The organism is Salinifilum aidingensis (assembly GCF_054782015.1).
Genome location: NZ_BAAGTH010000018.1, coordinates 87333 through 109122, shown reverse-complemented (window position 1 = coordinate 109122; position 21790 = coordinate 87333). Strand labels below are relative to the sequence as shown.

General features: G+C 71.3%; 18 protein-coding genes and 1 tRNA gene. 12 read left to right on the top strand and 7 right to left on the bottom strand.

Annotated features, from left to right (window positions below; translation table 11 throughout):
* Positions 1-547: 547 nt before the first annotated feature.
* The 3 genes from ACYVJE_RS20925 to ACYVJE_RS20915 form a co-directional block, all read right to left on the bottom strand.
* Positions 548-2587, bottom strand: coding sequence for a PhoX family protein (locus ACYVJE_RS20925; protein WP_461145798.1), 2040 nt, complete (start codon positions 2585-2587; stop codon positions 548-550).
* A 348-nt stretch (positions 2588-2935) separates the two neighbouring features.
* Entirely contained in the window at positions 2936-4162 is a 1227-nt protein-coding gene (locus ACYVJE_RS20920) for an MFS transporter (RefSeq protein WP_459157686.1), read from the bottom strand.
* 215 nt (positions 4163-4377) lie between these two features.
* Positions 4378-6222 carry an acyl-CoA dehydrogenase gene (locus tag ACYVJE_RS20915; RefSeq protein ID WP_461145796.1) on the bottom strand — a complete coding sequence of 615 codons (1845 nt, stop codon included), beginning with the start codon at positions 6220-6222 and terminating at the stop codon, positions 4378-4380.
* Positions 6223-6851: 629 nt separating this feature from the next.
* Between ACYVJE_RS20915 and ACYVJE_RS20910 the strand changes: the two genes are divergently transcribed.
* Entirely contained in the window at positions 6852-7946 is a 1095-nt protein-coding gene (locus ACYVJE_RS20910; RefSeq protein WP_461145795.1) for an esterase/lipase family protein, read from the top strand.
* A 43-nt stretch (positions 7947-7989) separates the two neighbouring features.
* Positions 7990-8829 carry an SAM-dependent methyltransferase gene (locus tag ACYVJE_RS20905; protein WP_461145794.1) on the top strand — a complete coding sequence of 280 codons (840 nt, stop codon included), beginning with the start codon at positions 7990-7992 and terminating at the stop codon, positions 8827-8829.
* 178 nt (positions 8830-9007) lie between these two features.
* Here ACYVJE_RS20905 and ACYVJE_RS20900 read toward each other — a convergent pair whose 3' ends face one another.
* Both ACYVJE_RS20900 and ACYVJE_RS20895 read right to left on the bottom strand, forming a co-directional pair.
* Positions 9008-9496: a hypothetical protein gene (locus tag ACYVJE_RS20900; RefSeq protein ID WP_461145793.1), complete on the bottom strand. Its 489-nt coding sequence runs from the start codon at positions 9494-9496 to the stop codon at positions 9008-9010.
* Positions 9497-9665: 169 nt separating this feature from the next.
* Positions 9666-9893, bottom strand: coding sequence for a hypothetical protein (locus ACYVJE_RS20895; protein WP_461145792.1), 228 nt, complete (start codon positions 9891-9893; stop codon positions 9666-9668).
* A gap of 62 nt (positions 9894-9955) precedes the next feature.
* Between ACYVJE_RS20895 and ACYVJE_RS20890 the strand changes: the two genes are divergently transcribed.
* Positions 9956-10396 carry a type II toxin-antitoxin system YoeB family toxin gene (locus ACYVJE_RS20890; protein WP_461145791.1) on the top strand — a complete coding sequence of 147 codons (441 nt, stop codon included), beginning with the start codon at positions 9956-9958 and terminating at the stop codon, positions 10394-10396.
* Between the two features lie 6 nt (positions 10397-10402).
* Here ACYVJE_RS20890 and ACYVJE_RS20885 read toward each other — a convergent pair.
* Positions 10403-10477 (bottom strand) — tRNA-Gly (locus ACYVJE_RS20885).
* Positions 10478-10553: 76 nt separating this feature from the next.
* Here ACYVJE_RS20885 and dcd point away from each other — a divergent pair.
* The 3 genes from dcd to ACYVJE_RS20870 all read left to right on the top strand — a co-directional run bounded on the left by dcd (position 10554) and on the right by ACYVJE_RS20870 (position 13433).
* Complete coding sequence (dcd, locus tag ACYVJE_RS20880; RefSeq protein WP_461145790.1) at positions 10554-11135, top strand: dCTP deaminase; 582 nt, start codon at positions 10554-10556, stop codon at positions 11133-11135.
* Positions 11136-11385: 250 nt separating this feature from the next.
* Positions 11386-12795 (top strand): sugar porter family MFS transporter, encoded by a 1410-nt coding sequence (locus ACYVJE_RS20875; RefSeq protein WP_461145789.1) that lies wholly within the window; start codon positions 11386-11388, stop codon positions 12793-12795.
* A 233-nt stretch (positions 12796-13028) separates the two neighbouring features.
* Positions 13029-13433 carry a hypothetical protein gene (locus tag ACYVJE_RS20870; RefSeq protein WP_461145788.1) on the top strand — a complete coding sequence of 135 codons (405 nt, stop codon included), beginning with the start codon at positions 13029-13031 and terminating at the stop codon, positions 13431-13433.
* Positions 13434-13676: 243 nt separating this feature from the next.
* Here ACYVJE_RS20870 and ACYVJE_RS20865 read toward each other — a convergent pair whose 3' ends face one another.
* A complete protein-coding gene (locus tag ACYVJE_RS20865; RefSeq protein ID WP_461145787.1) occupies positions 13677-15923 on the bottom strand; it encodes a (Fe-S)-binding protein in 2247 nt (748 codons plus the stop codon).
* Positions 15924-16413: 490 nt separating this feature from the next.
* On the opposite strand from ACYVJE_RS20865, the gene ACYVJE_RS20860 reads away from it, so the two are divergent.
* From ACYVJE_RS20860 to grpE, 6 genes are all read left to right on the top strand, one after another.
* On the top strand, positions 16414-16737 hold the full coding sequence (locus tag ACYVJE_RS20860; RefSeq protein WP_461145786.1) for a DMT family transporter: 324 nt from the start codon (positions 16414-16416) through the stop codon (positions 16735-16737).
* The gene (locus ACYVJE_RS20855) at positions 16734-17336 is read left to right on the top strand and encodes a TetR/AcrR family transcriptional regulator (RefSeq protein ID WP_461145785.1); all 603 of its coding nucleotides are present in this window, start codon (positions 16734-16736) and stop codon (positions 17334-17336) included. Before ACYVJE_RS20860 ends, ACYVJE_RS20855 begins: the two co-directional genes overlap by 4 nt.
* 85 nt (positions 17337-17421) lie before the next feature.
* Positions 17422-17937: an O-acetyl-ADP-ribose deacetylase gene (locus ACYVJE_RS20850; protein WP_459157673.1), complete on the top strand. Its 516-nt coding sequence runs from the start codon at positions 17422-17424 to the stop codon at positions 17935-17937.
* Positions 17938-18086: 149 nt separating this feature from the next.
* Complete coding sequence (locus ACYVJE_RS20845) at positions 18087-18992, top strand: DUF4097 family beta strand repeat-containing protein (RefSeq protein WP_461145784.1); 906 nt, start codon at positions 18087-18089, stop codon at positions 18990-18992.
* Positions 18993-19208: 216 nt separating this feature from the next.
* Positions 19209-21083, top strand: a complete 1875-nt coding sequence (dnaK, locus tag ACYVJE_RS20840) for a molecular chaperone DnaK (RefSeq protein WP_461145783.1) — start codon at positions 19209-19211, stop codon at positions 21081-21083.
* The gene (gene grpE, locus ACYVJE_RS20835) at positions 21080-21784 is read left to right on the top strand and encodes a nucleotide exchange factor GrpE (protein WP_461145782.1); all 705 of its coding nucleotides are present in this window, start codon (positions 21080-21082) and stop codon (positions 21782-21784) included. Before dnaK ends, grpE begins: the two co-directional genes overlap by 4 nt.
* Positions 21785-21790 lie beyond the last annotated feature (6 nt).

Sequence of the window (21790 nt, the reverse complement as noted above, 5' to 3'; positions counted from 1 at the left end):
CACGAAAAGAAAAAGAGGGGTGGGGTTGTTGAGCCCGTCCGCCCGGGGGAACCAGGGGGTTTTCCCGTGCGGGGTGCGGGTTCCGACCTCACCCCTCTTTGTGTGTGTGGGCTGTGTGGGGTGTGGGTGTGCCTCCTGGGGTGGGGGTCGCGTCCGCACCCCTCTCTTTGTGTGTGGGGTGGGGTCGGCCACCTCCCCGCGTGCCTGGCGGGACCCTTCCCGCGTGTTCCGGCCCGAGTGGTCGGGTGGCGGGCGGCGCGTGCGGGGCGCAGCCGCCCGGTGGTCCAGTTCCGGAGCTGGCGAGCACCGCATGGTGGTGTTCGTGCCTCCTCCGCCCTGGCTGCCCCTGCCAGGGCAGCGCGGCATTCCGGACTGCTGAGCTCGCACCGGCCCGGCGGTGGGTCACCGCGGCAGCCGTTCGGCAGTCCCGAACGGTTCGGCGAGTGGCCGGCTGCGGCGGGCCGGGGCCGGTGCCGCAGCGGGTGCTGCGGCACCGGCCAACGGTGCACACCGACCGACGACGGGCCAGGACCGGGTCAGGACCGGGTCAGGCGCCGATCCTGCCGGCGTCGGCGCGCGTGACGGTCACGACCGCGGGCCGCGCTCGGGAAGTGCCACCACCAGGCCAGTGCGACGAGGGCTCGTCCTCGTCGTTCTCACCGGGGTGCTGCACGCAGACGAGGACGAACTCCTCCCGCACCACCGGTCCGCAGGTCTCCGCCCCGACGGGCACCGTGAGGAACTGCTTGGTCAGCCCGCGATAAGGACCCTCCAGGGCGACGCCGAACAGCCCGTCGTTCGAGCCGAGCTCGTTGCCGTCGGTGGAGATCCACAGGTTGCCGTACGGGTCGAAGGCCACGTTGTCCGGGCATGAGATCGGGCTGACGCGGGACTTGTCGAACCCGCCGAAGTACGTGTTCGGGTCCTCGGGGTCGCCGCAGACGAGCAGCAGCCGCCACGCGAACCGCGTCCCGGTCGGGTCCCCGTCGATCTCCAGGACGTGCCCGTGCTTGTTGCCGGTGCGCGGGTTCGGCTCGTCCGATCCGGCGTGCCCCTCGGCCCCGCGGTTGCTGTTGTTCGTCAGCGCGCAGTAGACGCGCCCGTTGTGCGGGTTCGGTTCGATGTCCTCGGGGCGGTCCATCTTCGTCGCACCCACCGCGTCCGCGGCCATGCGGGTGAAGACGTAGACCTCCTCGGCGGTGAACCCGGGCACGTGCGACTCGTCGCCGGTGGCCAGCGGGATCCAGGTGCCGCTGCCGTCGAATTCCCCGTCGGAGGGCAGCTTTCCGGAACCGTCGATCTCGGAGTCGGGGCTGTCGCCGGTGAACGTGCCGACGTAGAGCGTGCCCTCGTCGAGCAGCCCCATGTTGTGCCGCCGGGCGTGCCGGCTGGTGCCGGGCTTCACGCGTCCACTGGAGACGAACTTGTAGATGTACTCGAACCGCTCGTCGTCGCCGGAGTACGCGACGACGCGCCGGTCCTGGCTGATCCGGATGGTGGCGCTCTCGTGCTTGAAGCGGCCGAGCGCGGTGTGCTTGACCGGGGTGGAGTCCGGGTCGTGCGGGTCGATTTCGACGATCCAGCCGAAGCGGTTGGGCTCGTTCGGTTCCGCGCGCACGTCCCAGCGCTGGTCGAAGCGCTCCCACTTGCGGTCGCTCTCGCCGGTGCCGATGCCGTAGCGCTCGAGGCGCTCCCGCCGCTCGGGGTCGCTGACCTCGTCCGCGTGGCCGAAGTACTGGTGGAAGTTCTCCTCACCGGAGAGGACCGTGCCCCACGGGGTCTTGCCGCCGGCGCAGTTGTTCTGCGTGCCGCGGACCTTCGTGCCGGTGGGGTCGGCGTTGGTGCGCAGGAGTTCGCTGCCGGCGGCGGGGCCGCGCACCTCGAACTCGGTGTTGAGCGTGATCCGGCGGTTGCGGCTGCTTTCCACCGGCCGCAGCCCGCCGCTGCCGTCGTCCTCGACGGCGACGACGGACAGCCCGTGCGCGGCCCAGGAGATCCGCACCTGCTGCTCGGTGGGGTTCTCCTCGTCGTAGGACGGGAACATGTGCGGTTCGGTGGTGTACTCGTGGTTGACCACGAGCAGCTGCTGGCCATCGACCTCGACGATTTCGGCGAAGTCGTTGTTGTAGCCGAACTGCTTCTCCTGGGCTTCGGGGCTCTGGTCGTGGAAGTCGAACTCGGGCGCGCCGGGCAGGACCGGGTCGCCCCAGCGGATCACGACGTTCTGCCGGTGCTCGTCGGGGATGGTGACCGCGTCGCGCTGGTTGCCGGCGACCGGTTCGAAGCGGAGCCCCATCGGTTCGGGGCCGGTGGTCGGGGCTGCGGCTGCGGGGGCGGCCTGCGCGGTGCTGCCGAGCACGGCCATCCCGCCGGCGCCGAGGGCGACCACGCCGGCGCCCCTGAGCGCGCCGCGGCGGCTGACGATGCCGTCGACGACGTCACCGAAGTAGCCGTTCTCAGAGGTGTTGGGGGGTTCGTGGGCGCACTGGTCGCCGCAGCGGTACCGGCACGTCGTGGCGGAACGCTTGGCGGAGAAGTGCGTCAGCAGGGGGAGGGGAATGCCGCGGCCCGTGGTGGCGGGGTGCATTTCGGGAGACAACGGACCTCCACGCGTTTCGTCGGGAACCGGCGGGAAGGGTAGGAGCGCGGACCGAGTTGCGGAGGACGCCGAGGTGAACTGCGCGCGAACGCGGTCGGCCGATTCGGTGCCGGGGGTGTGTATCGGCGCACATGCTCGCACGCGCTCGGGGGTGAATCGATGCTTTCGTCGGATTCGCCCGCGCGTTGCGGCCGGTCGGTGCAGCCCGCTGGTCCGGTCGCCGTCCGCCGGGTCCCACCGGCTGGCGGGGTTCCGCCGCGCGTCGGACGACGAGGGCCGGGACCGCACCGGTCCCGGCCCTCGTCCGTGCTGGGGTCCTCGTCGTTGGGGTTCTCGTCAGAACTCCTCGCCGACGAGCGCGGCTTCGGCGGGCACCTGCCGCTTGTTGGCCTGCTGGCTGCGCAGTTCGAAGGCGAGCAGCACCGCGGAGATGACGCACAGGGCGGCACCGACGGTGTAGGGCGCCCGCTGCGAGCCGAACCAGGTGGCGATGTGGCCGACGAGGGTGGCGGCCGCGGCGCCGCCGAGCCAGCGGCAGAAGTTGTACCCGGCGCTGGCCACGGGCCGGGGTGCGTCGCTGATGCTCATGGCCGATCCGGTGAACAGGGTGTTCAGCAGCCCGGAGGCGATGCCGCTGAGGATGATGGCGAGCACGACCACGGGGCGCGGTCCGAGGGCCATGATGCCGAGCAGCACGGCGTAGAGGACCACGGCGAACAGCGTGGCGCCGACTTCCCCGAGGCGGGCGGCCAGGCGCGGTGCCAGGGCGACACCGGCGACGGCGACGCACAGGCCCCAGCCGAAGAAGACGAGTCCGACGGCGATCGCGCCGTACTGCAGGACGAACGGGGACCAGGCGAGCACGATGAAGAACGAGGCGGTGTAGAACACCGAGCCGAGCGAGGTGCGCAGCAGCCCGGGGTGCTTCAGGGCGCGCAGCGGGTCGAGCACGCCCACGGGGGTGCGCTGGCTGCGCGGGCCGTCCTTCGGCAGGAATGCGGCGGAGAGGATCAGCGCGGCGGCCATGAGCACGCACGTTCCTGCGAAGGGGCCGCGCCAGGAGAGGTGGCCGAGCAGCGCGCCGAGCAGCGGACCGGCGGACATGCCGATGCCGAGCGCTGCTTCGTAGAGCAGGACGGCCGCCTGCTGCCCGCCGCTGGCCGCGCCGACGATCACGGACAGCGCGGTGGCGATGAAGAAGGCGTTGCCCAGGCCCCAGACGGCGCGCAGGGCGATGAGCTGGCCGATCGTGCCGGCGAGCGCGCACAGCAGGGTGGCGGCGACGATGAGGGTGAGTCCGGTGACGACGGTGCGCTTCGGCCCGTACCTGGCGCTGAACGCGCCGGTGACGAGCATCGCCACGACCTGCACGCCCAGGTAGGAGGCGAACAGCAGGGGGACCTGCTCCTGGCCCGCGTCCAGCGCGTCGGCGATGGACAGCATGATCGGGTCGACGAGCCCGATCCCCGCGAACGCGATCACGGCTGCGAACGCGGTGACCCAGACGGCCTTGGGCTGGCCTGTGAACATGTCGAGCAATCGCGTGCTGTGCCCGCCGCTCATGGACGTAGCTCCTCGTGCTGTGCGGAGGTCGAAACGAACACCTATTTCGCTAGGCTAACTTTTGACGAGAGCAAGGACAAACCGGAGTGACTCGGCTCTCAACGCGTTCTTCCGGCATCGATGCAGGCCAGGGCCTCGAGGAACGCGAAAAGGGTGCCGCCCCGGGGCAGGGGGCGGCACCCTTCGGCGCGGTGCGAGCGGAGCGGGCGGACCGATCAGAACGCCGCTTCGTCCAGCTCCATCAGCGAGTTGTCGGCGGCCTCCACGACCTTGCGGCGCGCGGTGAGCTCGGGCAGCACGTTCTTGGCGAAGAACCGCGCCGAGGCGATCTTGCCCTCGTAGAACGGGGCGTCCTTCGCCGCGGCGCCGGCCTGCAGCGCGCGCTGGGCCACCTCGGCGTGGCGCAGCAGCAGCCAGCCGAGCACCACGTCGCCCATGGACATGAGCAGGGTGACCGCGTGCTGGCCCACCTTGTAGACCTCGCCGGTGTCCTCCTGCGCGGAGGTCAGGTAGCCGATCATCGCGCCGAGCATGCCCTGGGCGTCCTCGAGCGCGGTGCCGAGCAGGCGCCGCTCCGCGGCGAACGGGTCGTCCTCGCCGCCGGGCTGCAGCGACTGCTGGATCTGCTCGGCGACCTTGCCGACCGCCGCGCCGTTGTCCTTGACGATCTTGCGGAAGAAGAAGTCCTGCGCCTGGATCGCCGTGGTGCCCTCGTAGAGGCTGTCGATCTTCGCGTCGCGGATGTACTGCTCGATCGGGTAGTCCTGCAGGTACCCGGAACCGCCGAGGGTCTGCAGCGACAGCGTGAGCATCTCGTAGGCGCGCTCGGAGCCGACGCCCTTGACGATCGGCAGCAGCAGGTCGTTGACCGCGTCGGCCTCACCGGGGTCCGCGCCGGCGTGCTTGGCCTGGGCGACCTCGTCCTGGTACGTGGCGGTGTACAGGTACAGCGCCCGCAGCGCCTCCGCGTAGGACTTCTGCAGCATGAGGATGCGCCGCACGTCGGGGTGCTGCGTCGTGGTCACGCGCGGGGCGGTCTTGTCGGCGGCGCGGGTCAGGTCCGGGCCCTGCACGCGCTCCTTGGCGTACTCGAGGGCGTTGAGGTAGCCGGTGGACAACGTGCCGATGGCCTTGGTGCCGACCATCATCCGCGCGTACTCGATGACCTGGAACATCTGCGCGATGCCCTGGTGCACCTCGCCGAGCAGCCAACCCTTGGCGGGCACGTCGTGCTGGCCGAAGGTGAGCTCGCACGTCGCGGAGACGTTCAGACCCATCTTGTGCTCGACGTTGGTGACGTAGGCGCCGTTGCGCGCGCCGGGCTCGCCGGTGTCCGAGTCGAACAGGTGCTTCGGCACGAGGAACAGGCTCAGGCCCTTCGTGCCCGGCTTCGACTCGACGTCGGGGCCTTCGGGGCGGGCCAGCACCAGGTGCATGATGTTCTCGGTCATGTCCTGGTCGGCGGAGGTGATGAACCGCTTGACGCCCTCGAGGTGCCAGCTGCCGTCCTCCTGCTGGACCGCCTTGGTGCGGCCGGCGCCGACGTCCGAGCCGGCGTCCGGCTCGGTGAGCACCATGGTCGCGCCCCAGCCGCGGTCGATCATGAGCTGGGCCCAGTGCCGCTGCTCCTCGGTGCCGTTGCGGTGGAGGATCGTCGCGAAGCTCGGACCGGCCATGTACATGAAGATGGCCGGGTTGGACCCGAGGAGGAGCTCGGCCGCGGCCCACTGCACCGACGGCGGGATGCCGTAGCCGCCGAGTTCGTCCGGCAGGCTCAGCCGCCACCACTCGCCCTCGTTGATCTGCTGGTAGCTCTTCTTGAACGCCTCCGGCAGCGTCACCGAGCCGGTGCTCGGGTCGAACGCGGCGCCCGTCCGGTCGCCCTCCTCGAAGGACTCGGCGAGCGGTCCGGTGGCGAGCGTGTTCAGCTCCTCCAGCACGCCCCGCACCGTGTCCTCGTCGGACTGCTCGAAGGCGCCCTCGCCGAGCCGTTCGTGCACCTGGAGTACCTCGAACAGATTGAACTCGAGGTCGCGGATGTTGCTCTTGTAGTGCCCCATGGAAGGCTCCCTCTCGCACGTGCGTGGGCGGGCCAGCTCGCCCCAGATTCTTACTCGTGGGTAACAAGAAGGGTATTACTTGGCAGTAACCGTTGCCAAGGTGGTGGCGGCGAACTCCGGTGCACGCGCGTGCCCAGCGGGGACGGCCGCTCCACGGCCGTCCGCCTCGGCGGCGGTTGTCCTCCTCCGGCGCCCGTTCGCCCCCGGCGACGGCTGCCCTCCTCGGCGGCGGCCGTCCGCGCCGCAGGGCCCGCCCGGTGCCCGCGTCGCGGCGGCCGAGCGGCTTCCCCGCCTGAACACCCACCCCGCCTGTCGAGCACCACACCCCATGAACCCGCCCGAGAAACGGGCGCACCCCTGGTGAGCCCGTTGCCGGTCGCGGACGCGTTCGGTCGGCGGGGGCGGCGGAGGACGCGGGTGCCGGGAAGGCGGGGCGTGGTGAGGGGGAGCGCGGGAATGGCGCGGTGCTTCGCGCGCTGATCGTCCAGTCGCCACGCCGGTGAATCCATCACCCGGTCGAAGTGCATCCGAGGCTTCGCGCCGCGCGCGCCGCTGTGAGCTGTGCTGTCGTTTTGCTCGTGCCCACCGCGCGCAGCTGCTGCGGGAGAAGCGAGGGAAAGGCGGGACCGATGGCCGGACCCGGTCGACCGGGACGGGGCGTGCTGCTGGCGATCACTGCGGTCCTGATCGTGACGACCGGCGTCGTGGTGCAGCACACCGCGGACAACCGCCCCGAGCGGATCTCCAGCGCCGAACCGGGTGGGCAGGATGCCGGGCTGCCGGGCGCCGAACCGGAGCGGCGGAACACCGGGAACCCCGTCTACTTCGTCCACGGCTACGCACCGGAGGGCGCCGTGGACTGCGAGGCCTACTGGGGCCGGGCGCAGCGGGAGTTCCGCGAGCGCGGGTGGCGCGGACCGCTGCGCACCGTCGGCTTCTACGCCGGTGACACGGACTGCGACGTCACCGTCGGCGAAGACATGCAGGTCTCCACGGACACCAGCATCACGCGCATCGCGGCCACGTTCGCGCAGTTCCTCCACCGCACGCACACCCGTGCGGGCGAGCCGGTCGACCTCGTGGCCCACTCGATGGGCGGGATCATCACGCGCGTGGCCCTGCTCGGCTCGGCCCGGGGGTGGGCCGGGTATCCGAACGGCAAGCTGCGGGTGGGCGCGGTGACCACCCTCGGTACGCCCCACGGCGGGCTGTCCTGCGACCTGCGCCCGGAGTTCTGCGTGCACGACCAGCTCCGCCAGCAGGCCCCCGGCTCCGAACTCGTCGACGTGCTGCACTCCAGCCCCAACCGCCTCGACCGCGCGTGGGCGGGGGACACGGAGTGGCACGTCATCGGTTCCGAAGACGACGCGCTCATCGACACCGGCTCCGCGGTGCACGAGGGGTTCCCCGTCGACGCCAGGTACCGGTACCTGCGCGGCGGGGACGTCGCTCTCACGCACACCGCGGTGCACGCGGCCCGCGCGGGCGCGTACCGCGTGCTCGTCGAACGCCCCGGGCGCGGTGCGCAGCTGCACGAGGCCGCGCCCCCGCCGTTGGCGATGGCCTTCCGCGCGGCCGCGAGCACGCGGGCGCCGCCGGACGCGTGGTCGGCGCACGTCGCGCTGCGCGATCCGCTGGGCGCGCGCGAGGGCGCCGCGACCCCGGATCCGGTCTCGGCCGCACCACCCGGTGCGCCCCGCGGGAGAATGCGCACACCCCCGTAGATCGTTCCTGGTGAGCCCTGTACGCGGAGGTGCGGCGGAGGGCATGATCAGCCGCATGGTGGAACTCGCCGACGACCCGCGGTCGAAGGACGCGCGGCTGCACCTGCCGAGCCTGGCGCGCATGAACGACTACATGCTCGGCGGGTCGGCGAACTTCGCGATCGACCGGGAGGCCGTCGACGGGTTGAGCGAGGTCGTTCCGGACGGGCCGTTCTTCATCCAGGCGACCCGTTCGTTCCTCACCCGGGCGGTGCAGCACCTGGTGCGCGAGGAGGGCGTCGACCAGTTCCTCGACCTCGGCTCCGGCATCCCCACCGTGGGCAACGTGCACGAGACCGCGCAGCGGCACGCCCCGCACGCGCGCGTCGCCTACGTCGACGTCGAACCGCTCGCCGTGCACCACGCCCGGCGCCTGCTCGGGGGCAGCGCGGAACGGGTGAGCGTCACCTGCGCGGACCTGTGCGACCCGGACGCGGTGCTCGGCGCGCCCGGCGTGCGCGAGCTGATCGACTTCACCCGGCCGGTGGCAGTGCTCGCGGTCGAGGCGCTCTCGTTCGTGGCCGAGGACGAGCGGGTGCGCGAGGTGCTCGCCGCCTACCACCGGGCGACGGTCCCCGGCAGCTTCCTGGCGATCAGCCACGCCTCCCGCATCGGCTGGAGCGAGGAGCAGCTCGCCGCGATGGTCGCGGCCTCCGAGCGGGCCGCCACGCCGGGACGGGCGCGCACGCCCGCCGAAATCCGCGCGCTGCTGCCGGGGTGCTCCTTGGTGGAACCGGGGCTCGTGCCGGCACCGCGCTGGCGACCCGAGCGCGAGCCGAGCGAGGCGGAGGTCCGCAGCAGCAACTGCTACGTCGCCCTCGGTCGCCGCGAGGCGGCTGGATGAGGTCCGCGGGGCGGTGCGAGGCAGCGGCGGGCAGGGATCGCGGGTTCTCCGGTGCAGCGCGCCCGATCCGCGTGGCGGGTTCCTGCGCGTGGTGGCGCTCGTCAACCGCCGCCATCGGGCCAGGACTCCGCGTCGCGGGCCGTCCGGTTCCGCGCCCGCCCGTCCGCGGGGGCGCAGGTCAGTCGGTGGCGCGTTCCCTCCTGCGCACCCACTCACGCGTGCCCGGCGAGAGGACGAGCCCGAGCGTGAGGATCGGGCCGGGCAGCGCGAAGCACAGGAACGCCACCCCCATGCGCTGGAATGCCTTGGTGTCGGCGTCCTCGCCGTGCGCGATCTGAATCAGCAGGTGCACGATCTCGCCGAGGACCATCGCGATCGCCCCCGCCGCACCCGCGGCCACCAGCCGGCGCCCGACCCCCCTGCGCAGCAGCAGCGCGACGGCTCCCCAGCCCAGCGCCACCACGACCAGGAGGTTGCCCGCGCCCCCGAGCACGTCCATCAGATCCGTCCTGCGCAGCCACTCCCCGAAGGACCCGCTGTAGTACAACGACTCGACGTTGGCGCCGATCCAGGCCCCGTGCGGCACGAGCCCCAGGATCGCGAGCAGGGCCGCGGCAACGGCCTGGGAGGTGTTGTCGTGCCTGCTGGGGTCCGGTTCTTGCGCCATGGATGCGCGTTCTCCTCGGAGTCGGCTTTCGGTGACGGCGCGGGTGCGTGGCACGTGCGCGCGGCGCGCAGCGGTGCCTGAGTGCACGTCACGGTCGGGATGCGCAGCAATCAGATGCACGAATCGTGCTGCGTGTCATGTTCCGCGCTGATTCTCGCCCGGCAGGTGTTCACCGCTGCGCGGTCGGCTGCTCCCGACGCAGGCGGCGATCGGAGGCGACGAGGAGGGCGACGTGCGCGGCACCGCCGGCGAGGAGCACGGCGAGCTCCCCGGCGAGCGGGCCGTCCCAGATCAGGCTCGTGAAGGTCAGCGCCGCGAAGAACGCCAGGAATCCGGCGATGCGCCACCGCCACCACCAGCGGGGGCGGTGCACGAAGGGCCAGACCGTGCGCTGCATCGCCGCCAGGCTACGCCGAAGCGGGTGGTGGGCAGCGGCAGGGCACGTCGCGCGCAGCTGGGTTGGTCCGGGGTGAGAACGCCTGGGAAGAGTACGTGCGGTGGCAAACCCGGGGCCGCGGGGTGCTCGAGCGGATCAACGCGCTCATCGAGCGCAACGGCAACGAGGGCATCGGCGAACCTGAGCCGCTGGAGCACGGTTTCCAGGGGTATTGGTACCGCCGGACCGACGAGGCAGGCCCGAGCCGCGGGCCGGGGGGTGGCGGACCGGGGTTGCGACGTGGTCACCGGCTACGGCGAGGGGCGCTCGATCTGCGCGGGGACCGGTCAACGGGGGGAGCGGTGAAGGGGGCGCGGCGACGATGCCGGCCCCGCCGGGGCGTCGACCTCCGTCGGTCGGCAGCGCGCGCGTCGGCTCGTTGCACGCTCGTTGCGCGCGGGGACCGCTGGACAGCGAAAGGGCCTCCCCGCCGGAGCGGGAAGGCCCTCGCTGCGCTGCGGTAGCGCTGTTGGAGCGGATGACGGGAATCGAACCCGCATTCTCAGCTTGGGAAGCTGATGTTCTGACCATTGAACTACATCCGCACCGCCTCCGCGGCACATACACGTTAGCACGGCGGGCGCCGAAGATCCACTGGGGGGATCCGGATACGCTGCTCGTGTGTTGTTGAGCGACCGAGACCTGCGTGAAGAGATCGATGCGCAACGCCTGGAGCTGGACCCGTTCGAGGCCGCGCTGATCCAACCGTCCAGCATCGACGTCCGCCTGGACCGGTTCTTCCGCGTCTTCGACAACACGAAGTACACGCACATCGACCCGTCGCGCCAGCAGGACGAGCTCACCTCGCTGGTGGAGAACACCGACGAGGACCCGTTCGTGCTGCACCCGGGCGAGTTCGTGCTCGGCTCCACGTTCGAGACGGTGCGGCTGCCCACGGACCTCGCCGGGCGCCTGGAGGGCAAGTCCTCGCTCGGCCGGCTGGGGCTGCTGACGCACTCCACCGCGGGCTTCATCGATCCCGGTTTCAGCGGGCACATCACGCTGGAGCTGTCGAACGTGGCGAACCTGCCCATCTCGCTGTGGCCGGGGATGAAGATCGGCCAGCTGTGCCTGTTCCGCCTGTCCAGCCCCGCGGCGACGCCGTACGGCTCGCGCGAGGCCGGTTCGCGCTACCAGGGGCAGCGCGGGCCGACGCCGTCGCGGGCGTACCTGAACTTCCAGCAGGTCGACACGCGCCGCTGAGCGTTCGCACGCCGCGCGCACGCAGCGTTGCCGCGATGCTTCACCCCCTCGACTGTCACGATTCGGTATCGACGCAGCGTGACGAGAGGGCGTGTCGATCTCCGCTCGCCTGCTCCAAAAGGGTGAGTGATGAGTCTCACTGACTACGGGGGAAGTTCAGATGTGCTTCAGACATTAAATTATGCGGGCCCGCCGCACTGAAACGATCCCGCAACGGGGCGGATCGGCGAACGGGTTGGAGGAGGGCTCGATGTCCATCACGAAATCGGGTGCCTCAGGCGCCGGGACCGAGCACCTGGGGCACGTGTTCACGATCGCCGGGGTGGCGGCCCTCGGCGGTTTCCTGTTCGGTTACGACACGTCGGTCATCAACGGCGGCGTCGACGCGATCCAGGCCCACTTCGGGGTCAGCGCCGCCGTCACCGGTTTCACCGTCGCCGCGGCCCTCATCGGGTCGGCCGTCGGTGCCGGCATCGCCGGAGGGCTGGCCGACCGCATCGGCCGCATCCGGGTGATGCAGCTGGCCGCCGCACTGTTCATGATCAGCGGCATCGGCTCCGCCCTGCCGTTCACCGTGTGGGATCTCGCCACCTGGCGGGTGGTCGGCGGCATCGCCGTCGGCATCGCCTCCGTGATCGGTCCCGCCTACATCTCCGAGGTGGCCCCGCCGAGCTACCGGGGGCGTCTCACCTCGCTGCAGCAGCTGGCGATCGTGCTCGGCATCGCCATCTCGCAGCTGGTGAACTACGGGATCGCCTCGCTGGCCGGCGGCAGCGCCTCCGGTGCGCTCGGTCCGCTCGACGCCTGGCAGTGGATGCTCGGCATCGAGGTCGTGCCCGCGCTGATCTACCTGGTACTGGGGTCGATGATCCCCGAATCGCCGCGCTACCTCGTGCGCGTCGGCAAGCGGGAGAAGGCCCGCGAGGTGCTGAGCACGGTCGAGGGCGGCGATCCGGACGCCAAGATCGACGAGATCGCCGGGGCGCTCGGCAGCGAGCGCAAGCCGCGGCTGAGCGACCTGCGCGGTCGGGCCGGGCTGCTGCCGATCGTGTGGATCGGCATGGCGATCGCCGCGCTGCAGCAGTTCGTCGGCATCAACGTCATCTTCTACTACTCCTCGTCGCTGTGGCAGTCCGTCGGCATCGACGAGAGCAACTCGCTGCTGCTGGCCCTGATGCAGTCGATCGTGAACATCATCGGCACGCTCGTGGCGATCGCCTTCATCGACCGGATCGGCCGCAAGCCGCTGCTGGTGATCGGCTCGCTCGGCATGACCGTGGCGCTCGCGATCACCGGGTTCGCGTTCACCCACGCCCAGGTCGCCGGTGAGGACGCGACCATGCCCGCCGCGTGGGGCGCGACGGCGCTCGTCGCGAGCAGCGCGTTCGTGTTCTTCTTCGCCAGCTCGTGGGGCGTGGTGATGTGGGTGCTGCTCGGCGAGATGTTCCCCGTGCGCATCCGCGCGGCCGCGCTGGCGCTCGCGACGGCGACGAACTGGATCGCGAACTGGCTGGTCACCGTGTCCTTCCCGAGCATGCGGGACTGGAACCTGCCGATGACGTACTACCTGTACGCGGTCTTCGCGCTCGTGTCGACCTTCCTGGTCGTGCGCTACCTGAAGGAGACGAAGGGGCGCACCCTGGAGGAGATGAGCGGTTGAGCGGGTCCGCGGATCGGCCCGAGCGACGTGCGGGGCGCCCGGTTCCGGGCGCCCCGCACGCGTGTGCACCCCCACCGGCACCCGCCTCCGGCGGACCGCCGGACGAGGGCCTCCGGTAACCGGGCGGGGTGAGCGTGGGCCGCTGCGCATGCGGCCCGACCGCGGCGGTTCTAGGACTGGGGGCGGCGGAACGCCCGCCACCGCAGCAACCGACCGTGGTCGAAGGGAAATCGATGAACCGTTCGCACATCGGCAGGACCGCCGCCGTGGCCGCGCTCGCGCTGGGCCTCGGGGCCGTTGCCGGACCGGCCGCCTTCGCCGAGCCGCAGCCGAGCAGTGATCCGACCTCCGGGCAGACGACGACCGTCGAACTCACCCCGGAGCAGACGGCCGCGCTGTTCGAGCAGATGGAGCAGGTGGCGCCGTTGAGCGCCGTTCCCGCTGCGCAGCAGGTCCCCGCCGGGCAGCAGGAGCCGGCCCAGCAGCAGGAGCCCGCTCAGCAGCAGGAGCCGGCCCAGCAGCAGGAGCCCGCTCAGCAGCAGGAGCCGGCCCAGCAGCAGGAGCCCGCTCAGCAGCAGGAGCCGGCCCAGCAGCAGGCGGAGGCCGACACCCAGCAGCTCGCTCCGCTGCCGCAGTGATGCCGTGAGGCCGACCGCCCGGCCGCCCTGTCCGGGGTCGGCTCCGGCTTCCGGACCGCTGGGCAGCGGGGGCCGCGAGGCAGCAAGGGTGCGCAGACGCAGAGCTGTGCGGGGACAGCGCCCCGGGAGCACGCAGCGCCCGGGCGCACGCGGGGCCCGAAGGACAGCGGGGACCGCGAAGACGACGCGGGGTGCCCGGCCCGGCCGGGCACCCCGCGTCTTTTGCTGCGCGGGCGCGAGTCCTCAGCTCTCCGTGCTGTTGCCGGCGACCGCCCCGTCGGCCGGAGCGGCGTCCCCGCCCTGTTCGTCGCCGCGGCGGACGGCTTGCAGCAGCAGTTGGGCCACGTCGGTGACCTGCGTGTCCTCGGAGGCGACCTGCTCGTTCTGCCGGGTGGTCACCCCGTCGCTGAGCATCACCTTGCAGAACGGGCAGCCGGTGGCGATCTTCGTCGAGCCGGTGCCCAGCGCCTCGTCCACGCGCTCCTCGTTGATGCGCTTGCCGACGCGCTCCTCCATCCACATCCGCGCGCCGCCGGCGCCGCAGCACATGGCCCGGTCGGCGTGCCGCGGCATCTCCTGGAAGTTGGCGCCGGTGGCGGTGACCAGCTCCCGCGGAGGGGTGTAGACCTTGTTGTGCCGGCCGATGTAGCAGGGGTCGTGGTAGGTGACGTCCTCGGCGACCGGCGCCACCGGGGTCAGCCGCTTCTCCCGCACGAGCCGGTTGAGCAATTGCGTGTGGTGCACGACCTCGTAGTCGCCACCGAGCTGGCCGTACTCGTTGGCGAGGCTGTTGAAGCAGTGCGCGCAGGTCACCACGATCTTGCGCTTGCTCGGCTCGCGGCCGTCGAACACCGAGTTGAGCACCTCGACGTTCTGCTGGGCCAGCATCTGGAAGACGAACTCGTTGCCGGAGCGCCGCGCCGGATCGCCGGTGCAGTTCTCCTCCGACCCGAGCACGGCGTAGCCCACCCCGGCGCGGTGCAGCAGCTCGGCCACCGCCTGGGTCGTCTTCTTCGCGCGGTCCTCGAACGCGCCGGCGCAGCCCACCCAGAACAGGTACTCCGCCTCGGCGGGCAGCTCGCCGTCGACCACCGGCACCTCGAAGTCCAACTCCTGCGCCCAGCCCATCCGGTCGGAGTTGTTCTGCCCCCACGGGTTGCCCTTGTTCTCCAGGTTCTTGAACATCCCGCCGAGCTCGGAGGGGAAGTTCGACTCGATCATCACCTGGTAGCGGCGCATGTCGACGATGTGGTCGACGTGCTCGATGTCGACCGGGCACTGCTCCACGCAGGCACCGCAGCCGGTGCAGGCCCACAACACCTCGGGGTCGATCACGCCCATCTCCTCGGCACCGCCGACCAGCGGGCGCTCGGCCTCGGCCAGCGCCAACGCGTCGATGGAACCCATCTTCTGCTCGGCGCCCTCGCCGGTGATGCCGACCTCGTCGCCGGCCATGTCCTTCTTGCCACCGGCCTGCAGGTACGGCGCCTTGGCGTAGGCGTGCTCGCGCAGCGACGTGATCAGCAGCTTCGGCGACAGCGGCTTGCCCGTGTTCCACGCCGGGCACTGGTCCTGGCACCGGCCGCACTCGGTGCAGGTGGTGAAGTCCAGCCAGCCCTTCCACGAGAAGTCCTCGACCTGGCCGGCGCCGAACACGTCCTCGTCCGGATCGGCCTCTTCGAAGTCCAGCTCCTTGCCACCGGACATCATCGGCTTCAGCGCACCCAGGGCCACGTCCCCGTCGTCCTCGCGCTTGAAGTAGATGTTGAAGAACGCGGTCAACCGGTGCCAGGCCACGCCCATGGTGATGTTGGCCGCGATGACGAGGACCCAGATCATCGCCGAGAGGACCTTGAACGCGGCGAAGACCGTGATCGCCGCCGTGCTCGCCGGCAGCACCGCCCCCAGCAGCGTGGTCACCGGCGCCGACCACACCGGCGCGTGCAGCAGCTCCGAGGAGTCCTTGAACGCGCGCAGTCCCATGATGCCCACGCCCTCGAGCACCACCACGGCCTCGACGAAGTAGGCCTGCCAGAAGTTCGACCCGGCGAACCGGGAGACCCGCCCCGCCCGGCGCGGGTGGTTGAGCTGGCGCACCCCGATCAGCCACAGCCCGCCGAGCACCGTGGTCACACCGAGGATCTCCACCACCAGGTTCCACGGCCCGAACGAGCCCAACCACGGGAACTCGAAGGTCGGGTCGAACACCTCGAAGTAGGCCTCGAGCACGGTCAGGCTCAAGCCCAGGAAGCCGAGCATGACGAACCAGTGCGCCACCCCGACGTGCCCGCGCTTGAGCATGCGGGTGTGACCCAGGAACTCGGTGATAAGGGTCCTGAGCCGTGCGCCGACCGGGCCCTTGCGCGTCGGATCCGGCTGGCCCAGCCGGATGGAGGCGACCATCCGCATCACCGTCCTGACGATCATGACCGCCGCGACCGCGGTCACGGCAAGACAGACCAGGCCCAGGACGAGCTGAAGCACACCCATGCTCGCGGCCTCCTGTTCAACGGTTGTTGTCGCTTCGGGATCAGTCGCGGAGTCGGGAACTCGCGTGTTCGAGGAGCGTACGTGTTGTTACTAGGTGGTAACCAGAGGGGCGCGCGGGTGAGCGCGCACCGGACGGGAATTGTGCGCGACGGCGGTTCCCGTGGCCAGGCGCCGCGGCGGGTGTGCCGACCACCCGGTCGATCCCGGACCGGCAGCGACACCCCGCGGGAACCCGGACGCCTGCCGGGTCGGCCCCGCGATGAGCGGCTCTCGTGCGCACCTCCGTCCGGGAGCGGACGCCCGGAACGTCCTCTCGTGCGATATTCGCCACTCTCAGTGTGGATCCCGCTGTGACGGGGCGAACACGCGGGGTCGGCAACGCGGGCGCGACCACCGCCGCCGGGAGGATTCCACCGCCGCGGGCGGTCCCGTAGGCTGAAAAAGTAGTGCAGTCGTTCAACTTGTTGCTCGTGGGAGCCCGGGAGGCGTCGTGGCGTATCTGCTGCTCATCGGAGCGATCCTGTCCGAAGTCCTCGGCACGGTCTCGCTGAAGCTCTCCGAGGGCTTCAGCAGGCTCGTCCCCTCGGTGCTGGTGATCGTCGGTTACCTGGCCGCGTTCACGATCCTCGGCCAGGTCCTCAAGCTCGGGCTCCCCGTGGGTGTCGTCTACGCGATCTGGGCCGGTGCGGGCGTGGCGCTGGTCGCCGTCATCGGCGCGGTCTTCCTCGGGGAGAACTTCACGGGCGTGCAGCTGCTCGGCGTGCTGCTGGTCATCAGCGGTGTCATCGCGCTCGAGCTCGGGGGATCGCGATGAGCACCGGCCCCGCCGAGCGGTCCGACCAGGCAGGTGCGGCCACCGACGGGCGCCTGGCCAAGGGGCAGCGCCGCCGCCGCGGGATCATCGACGCCACCCGCCGGCTCCTCGCGCGCGAGGGCGTCGCCGCCGTGAGCCACCGCAACGCCGCGCGCGAAGCGGGCGTGCCGCCCGCGTCGGTGGCCTACTACTTCAACGGCATCGACGAGCTGCTCGTGGCCGCGCTGCTGGACTGCGTCGACGACCTGCTCGCCGAGCTCGAGCGGCTCTCCCGCGCCCGGTCCCGCGAGGACTGGCCGCGCGTGGTCGCCGAACTGCTCGTCGCGATGGTGCGCGACAACCGGGAGCAGACCATCGCCGAGTACGAGCTGTACCTGCTCGCCGCGCGCCGCCCCGCGCTGCGCCCGGCCGCGCGGCGGTGGATCGAGGCGACCGCCGGGTACCTCGCCGGGGACGTCGACGAGGCCGGTGAGCGGGCGCTGCTGTGGGCCGTCGACGGCCTGCTCATCCAGGCCCTGCTCGCCGACGAGCCGCCGACGGTGGCCGAGGTCGAGCCCGCGCTGCGCCGGCTGATGCGGCCGGGTGCCGAGCTGAGCTGAGCACCGCGCGCCCCGGTGGAGCACCGCGCTGCCGCGCGCGCCGGGCGCCCGCGCGGCGGCGCTCCGGCGGCGGCACACTGTGCGCATGCGCATCACGATCCTCCAGGGCGACATCACCGAACAGCAGGTGGACGCGGTCGTCAACGCCGCCAACAGCTCCCTGCTCGGCGGCGGGGGCGTCGACGGGGCGATCCACCGCCGCGGTGGTCCGGAGATCCTGCGCGAGTGCGAGCAGCTGCGGGCCGAGCGCCTGCCGGACGGCCTGCCGGTCGGGCAGGCCGTGGGGACCACCGCGGGGAACCTGCCCGCCCGCTGGGTGATCCACACCGTCGGCCCCACCTACGCGGCCTCGGTGGACCGCTCCGAGCTACTGGCCTCGTGCTTCCGCGAATCGCTGCGCGTGGCCGACGAGCTCGGCGCGCGCAGCATCGCCTTCCCGGCCGTCTCCACCGGCATCTACCGCTACCCGCTCGGCGAAGCCGCCGGGATCGCGCTGCGCACCGTGCGGGAAACCCCGAGCGAGGTGGAGCAGGTCCGCTTCGTGCTCTTCGACGAGCAGGCGCTCGCCGCCTTCCGGGACGCCGCGGAACCGCTCGGGTAGCACTCCTCGGCCTGCCGGGGATCCGGCCACGGGCCCGGCCCCGACCCCGGGGACCGGCTCTCCGGGAACACCCCGGGATGTCCCGGAGGTGCGCGGGGTGCCCGCGGCCCTAGGCTCGCCGGTGACGGCGCAGGACGGAGGAGTGCGAGATGCGAACGGGACTCGCGATCGCCGGTGTGGTGCTCGTGCTGCTGGGCCTGGGGGTGCTGGGCTACGACCTGCTGTCCCGGGACGAGCGCACGCAGCGGTACCCGCTGCGGGGCATCGAGGCCGTGCGCCTCGCCGGTGGCAGCGGCTCGGTCGCGATCACGCGCTCGGCGCAGGCCGAGGCCTCCGTCGAGCAGTCCGAGCGCGGTTGGTACTGGCCGTTCGCGGACCCGTCCGGGCACCCGCGGTTCCGCGTCGAGGGCAGCACGCTCGTGCTCGACGCGGACTGCGGCACGTGGTGCGGGGTCGACTACCGGGTCGTCCTGCCGGAGCGCGCTGCCGTGCGCGGCGAGCTCGGCTCCGGCGACCTCCACCTGCGCGGCGTGCGCGACGTCGACGCCCGCGTGGGCTCCGGTTCGATCGACGCCTCCGACGTCGCCGGCGGCGTCACCGCCAGCAGCGGTTCCGGGGAGGTCCGGCTGACCGACGTGGCCGGACCGGTGGAGGCCGAGACCAGCAGCGGCGGCATCGACGCCAACGACCTGCGCGGCGAGCGGGTCACCGCGCGCAGCGGCTCCGGGGACGTCCGCCTCGCCGACGCACGCGGCCGGGTGCACCTGGAGACGAGCAGCGGCGACGTCGAAGGGCGGCGGCTGGCCGGTGCGGAGGTCACCGCGCGCAGCGGTTCCGGCGCGGCCCGGCTCGACCTGCTCGACCCGCGGCGCGTGCGGGTGGACGTGAGCAGCGGCGCCATCGACCTCGCGGTGCCGCACCGGGGCTACGACGTGCGGGCCGAGACCGGCAGCGGCCGAACCTCCGTGGCCGTGCCGCAGGACCCGCGCTCCTCCCGGCTGCTGGAGCTGAGCACCGGGTCCGGGGCGATCACCGTCCGCCCCTCCGCGCAGTAGCGGCACCCCGGCCCCGCCGGAGCGCCGCGCCTCTCCCCTGCTTGCCCGCGGGAACAATCCTCCCTGGTCAGACGTTGCTCGATCAGGAAGATTGAGCCCCGGTCGCTCAAAGTCGATTTGACGGCGGACGCGGTGCGCCGGTACGACTTGAGTAGGCAAGGCTCAAGGGTTTGTGGGCCCCTGGGCGCACAGGTATGAAGCAGGAGGAACGCAGACATGGGGCGAGCGGTCGGTATCGACCTCGGAACGACCAACTCCGTCGTTTCCGTCCTGGAGGGCGGCGAGTCGACGGTCATCGCCAACTCCGAGGGCTCGCGGACCACGCCTTCGATCGTGGCGTTCGCGAAGAACGGTGAGCTCCTCACCGGCCAGCCGGCGAAGAACCAGGCGGTCACCAACGTCGACCGCACCATCCGGTCGGTGAAGCGCCACATGGGCACGGACTGGTCCGTGGACATCGACGACAAGGCGTACACCCCGCAGGAGATCAGCGCGCGCGTGCTGCAGAAGCTCAAGCGCGACGCCGAGTCCTACCTGGGCGAGGACGTCACCGAAGCGGTCATCACCGTTCCGGCCTACTTCTCCGACTCCCAGCGGCAGGCCACCAAGGAGGCCGGGCAGATCGCCGGCCTCGAGGTGCTGCGCATCGTCAACGAGCCGACCTCGGCCGCGCTGGCCTACGGGCTGGACAAGAACGAGAAGGAGGAGACCATCCTGGTCTTCGACCTCGGCGGCGGCACGTTCGACGTGTCCCTGCTCGAGGTCGGCGAGGGCGTCGTCGAGGTCCGCGCCACCAGCGGTGACAACCGCCTGGGCGGTGACGACTGGGACGAGCGCATCGTCGAGTGGCTGGTGGACAAGTTCAAGAAGTCCAACGGCATCGACCTGACCAACGACCGGATGGCGATGCAGCGCATCCGGGAGGCCGCGGAGAAGGCCAAGATCGAGCTGACCAGCTCCGCGCAGGCCAGCATCAACCTGCCCTACATCACCGTGGACGCGGACAAGAACCCGCTGTTCATGGACGAGACCCTCTCCCGGGCCGAGTTCCAGCGGATCACCGAGGACCTGCTGGACCGGTGCCGCAAGCCGTTCGAGGCCGTCATCCGCGACGCCGGCATCAACGTCAGCGAGATCGACCACGTCGTGCTCGTCGGCGGCTCCACCCGGATGCCCGCCGTGGCCGACCTGGTCAAGGACATGGCCGGCGGCAAGGACCCGCACAAGGGCGTCAACCCGGACGAGGTCGTCTCCGTGGGCGCGGCCCTGCAGGCCGGCGTGCTGCGCGGTGACGTCAAGGACGTGCTGCTGCTGGACGTGACGCCGCTGTCCCTGGGCATCGAGACCAAGGGCGGCATCATGACCAAGCTGATCGAGCGGAACACCACGATCCCGACGAAGCGCTCGGAGACCTTCACCACCGCCGACGACAACCAGCCGTCGGTGCAGATCCAGGTCTTCCAGGGCGAGCGCGAGATGACCGCGCACAACAAGAAGCTCGGCACCTTCGAGCTGACCGGCCTGCCGCCGGCGCCGCGCGGTGTGCCGCAGATCGAGGTCACCTTCGACATCGACGCCAACGGCATCGTCCACGTCTCGGCGAAGGACCAGGGCACCGGCAAGGAGCAGTCGATGACCATCAGCGGCGGCTCGGCGCTGCCGAAGGACGACATCGACCAGATGGTCAAGGACGCCGAGGCCCACGCCGAGGAGGACCGCAAGCGCCGCGAGGAGGCCGAGACCCGCAACCAGGCGGAGTCGCTGGTCCACCAGACCGAGAAGGTCATCTCCGACAACGACGAGAAGCTGCCGGAGGAGTCCAAGGAGAAGGTCCGCACCGCGATCAACGAGGTGAACGAGGCCCTCAAGGGCGAGGACGTCTCCGAGATCAAGTCCGCCGTCGAGAAGCTGGCCACCGAGTCCCAGTCGCTGGGCCAGGCGCTGTACGCCGACGCGGGCAGCGGCGAGACCGGTGACGGCTCTGGTGCGACGGGTGCTTCGACTGGTAGTACCGGTTCCGAGCAGACCGGCTCCTCGGACGAGGAAGTGGTGGACGCCGAGGTCGTCGACGACGAGGACCAGAAGAAGTGACGGACAAGCCGGAGATGGCGCGCAACGACGAAGAGCAGGAACCGGTGGTCGTCCGGGACAAGCGGCGTTTCGACCCGGACACGGGCGAGCGCCGCGCCCCGGACGGCGCCGGAGAGGAGCCGCAGGTGGCGGAGAGCATTTCCGGAACGCTGGAGGGCGACCTCCCGGCGGAACCGGCCTCGGACGCGTCCGAGGCCGCGGACGGGGAGCAGGGCGACCTGCGCAAGCAGGTCGACGACCTGACCGCCGACATCCAGCGGGTCACGGCCGAGTACGCGAACTACCGCAAGCGGGTGGAACGCGATCGCGAGGCGGTGATCCAGTCGGCCAAGGCCGGGGTGGCCGAGGACCTGCTCACGGTTCTGGACGACATCGAACGCGCCGATGCCCACGGTGACCTCACCGGGGCGTTCAAGGCAGTCGCGGACAAGCTGGTCGATTCGCTGCGGTCGGCGGGCCTGGAGGACTTCGGCACGGAGGGCGAGGAGTTCGACCCGAACATGCACGAGGCGGTGCAGCACGCCACCTCCTCCGAGGTCTCCGGTCCGACCGTGAGCACCGTCCTGCGGCGCGGCTACCGGTTCGGCGAGCGCGTGCTGCGGCCCGCGATGGTCGCGGTGACCGACTACGAGCCGGGTTCGGACGAGCAGGCGGAGCCGGCCGAAGAGACCGCCGGCGGTGAGTCGGCCCAGCAGGACTGATGACGT

Excerpts from the sequence above, each read along its gene's own strand:
- ACYVJE_RS20925 (WP_461145798.1), bottom strand. The coding sequence starts at position 2,587 with ATGCACCCCGCCACCACGGGCCGCGGCATTCCCCTCCCCCTGCTGACG.
- ACYVJE_RS20920 (WP_459157686.1), bottom strand. The coding sequence starts at position 4,162 with ATGAGCGGCGGGCACAGCACGCGATTGCTCGACATGTTCACAGGCCAG.
- ACYVJE_RS20915 (WP_461145796.1), bottom strand. The coding sequence starts at position 6,222 with ATGGGGCACTACAAGAGCAACATCCGCGACCTCGAGTTCAATCTGTTC.
- ACYVJE_RS20910 (WP_461145795.1), top strand. The coding sequence starts at position 6,852 with ATGGCCGGACCCGGTCGACCGGGACGGGGCGTGCTGCTGGCGATCACT.
- ACYVJE_RS20905 (WP_461145794.1), top strand. The coding sequence starts at position 7,990 with ATGATCAGCCGCATGGTGGAACTCGCCGACGACCCGCGGTCGAAGGAC.
- ACYVJE_RS20900 (WP_461145793.1), bottom strand. The coding sequence starts at position 9,496 with ATGGCGCAAGAACCGGACCCCAGCAGGCACGACAACACCTCCCAGGCC.
- ACYVJE_RS20895 (WP_461145792.1), bottom strand. The coding sequence starts at position 9,893 with ATGCAGCGCACGGTCTGGCCCTTCGTGCACCGCCCCCGCTGGTGGTGG.
- ACYVJE_RS20875 (WP_461145789.1), top strand. The coding sequence starts at position 11,386 with ATGTCCATCACGAAATCGGGTGCCTCAGGCGCCGGGACCGAGCACCTG.
- ACYVJE_RS20870 (WP_461145788.1), top strand. The coding sequence starts at position 13,029 with ATGAACCGTTCGCACATCGGCAGGACCGCCGCCGTGGCCGCGCTCGCG.
- ACYVJE_RS20865 (WP_461145787.1), bottom strand. The coding sequence starts at position 15,923 with ATGGGTGTGCTTCAGCTCGTCCTGGGCCTGGTCTGTCTTGCCGTGACC.
- ACYVJE_RS20855 (WP_461145785.1), top strand. The coding sequence starts at position 16,734 with ATGAGCACCGGCCCCGCCGAGCGGTCCGACCAGGCAGGTGCGGCCACC.
- ACYVJE_RS20850 (WP_459157673.1), top strand. The coding sequence starts at position 17,422 with ATGCGCATCACGATCCTCCAGGGCGACATCACCGAACAGCAGGTGGAC.
- ACYVJE_RS20845 (WP_461145784.1), top strand. The coding sequence starts at position 18,087 with ATGCGAACGGGACTCGCGATCGCCGGTGTGGTGCTCGTGCTGCTGGGC.
- dnaK (WP_461145783.1), top strand. The coding sequence starts at position 19,209 with ATGGGGCGAGCGGTCGGTATCGACCTCGGAACGACCAACTCCGTCGTT.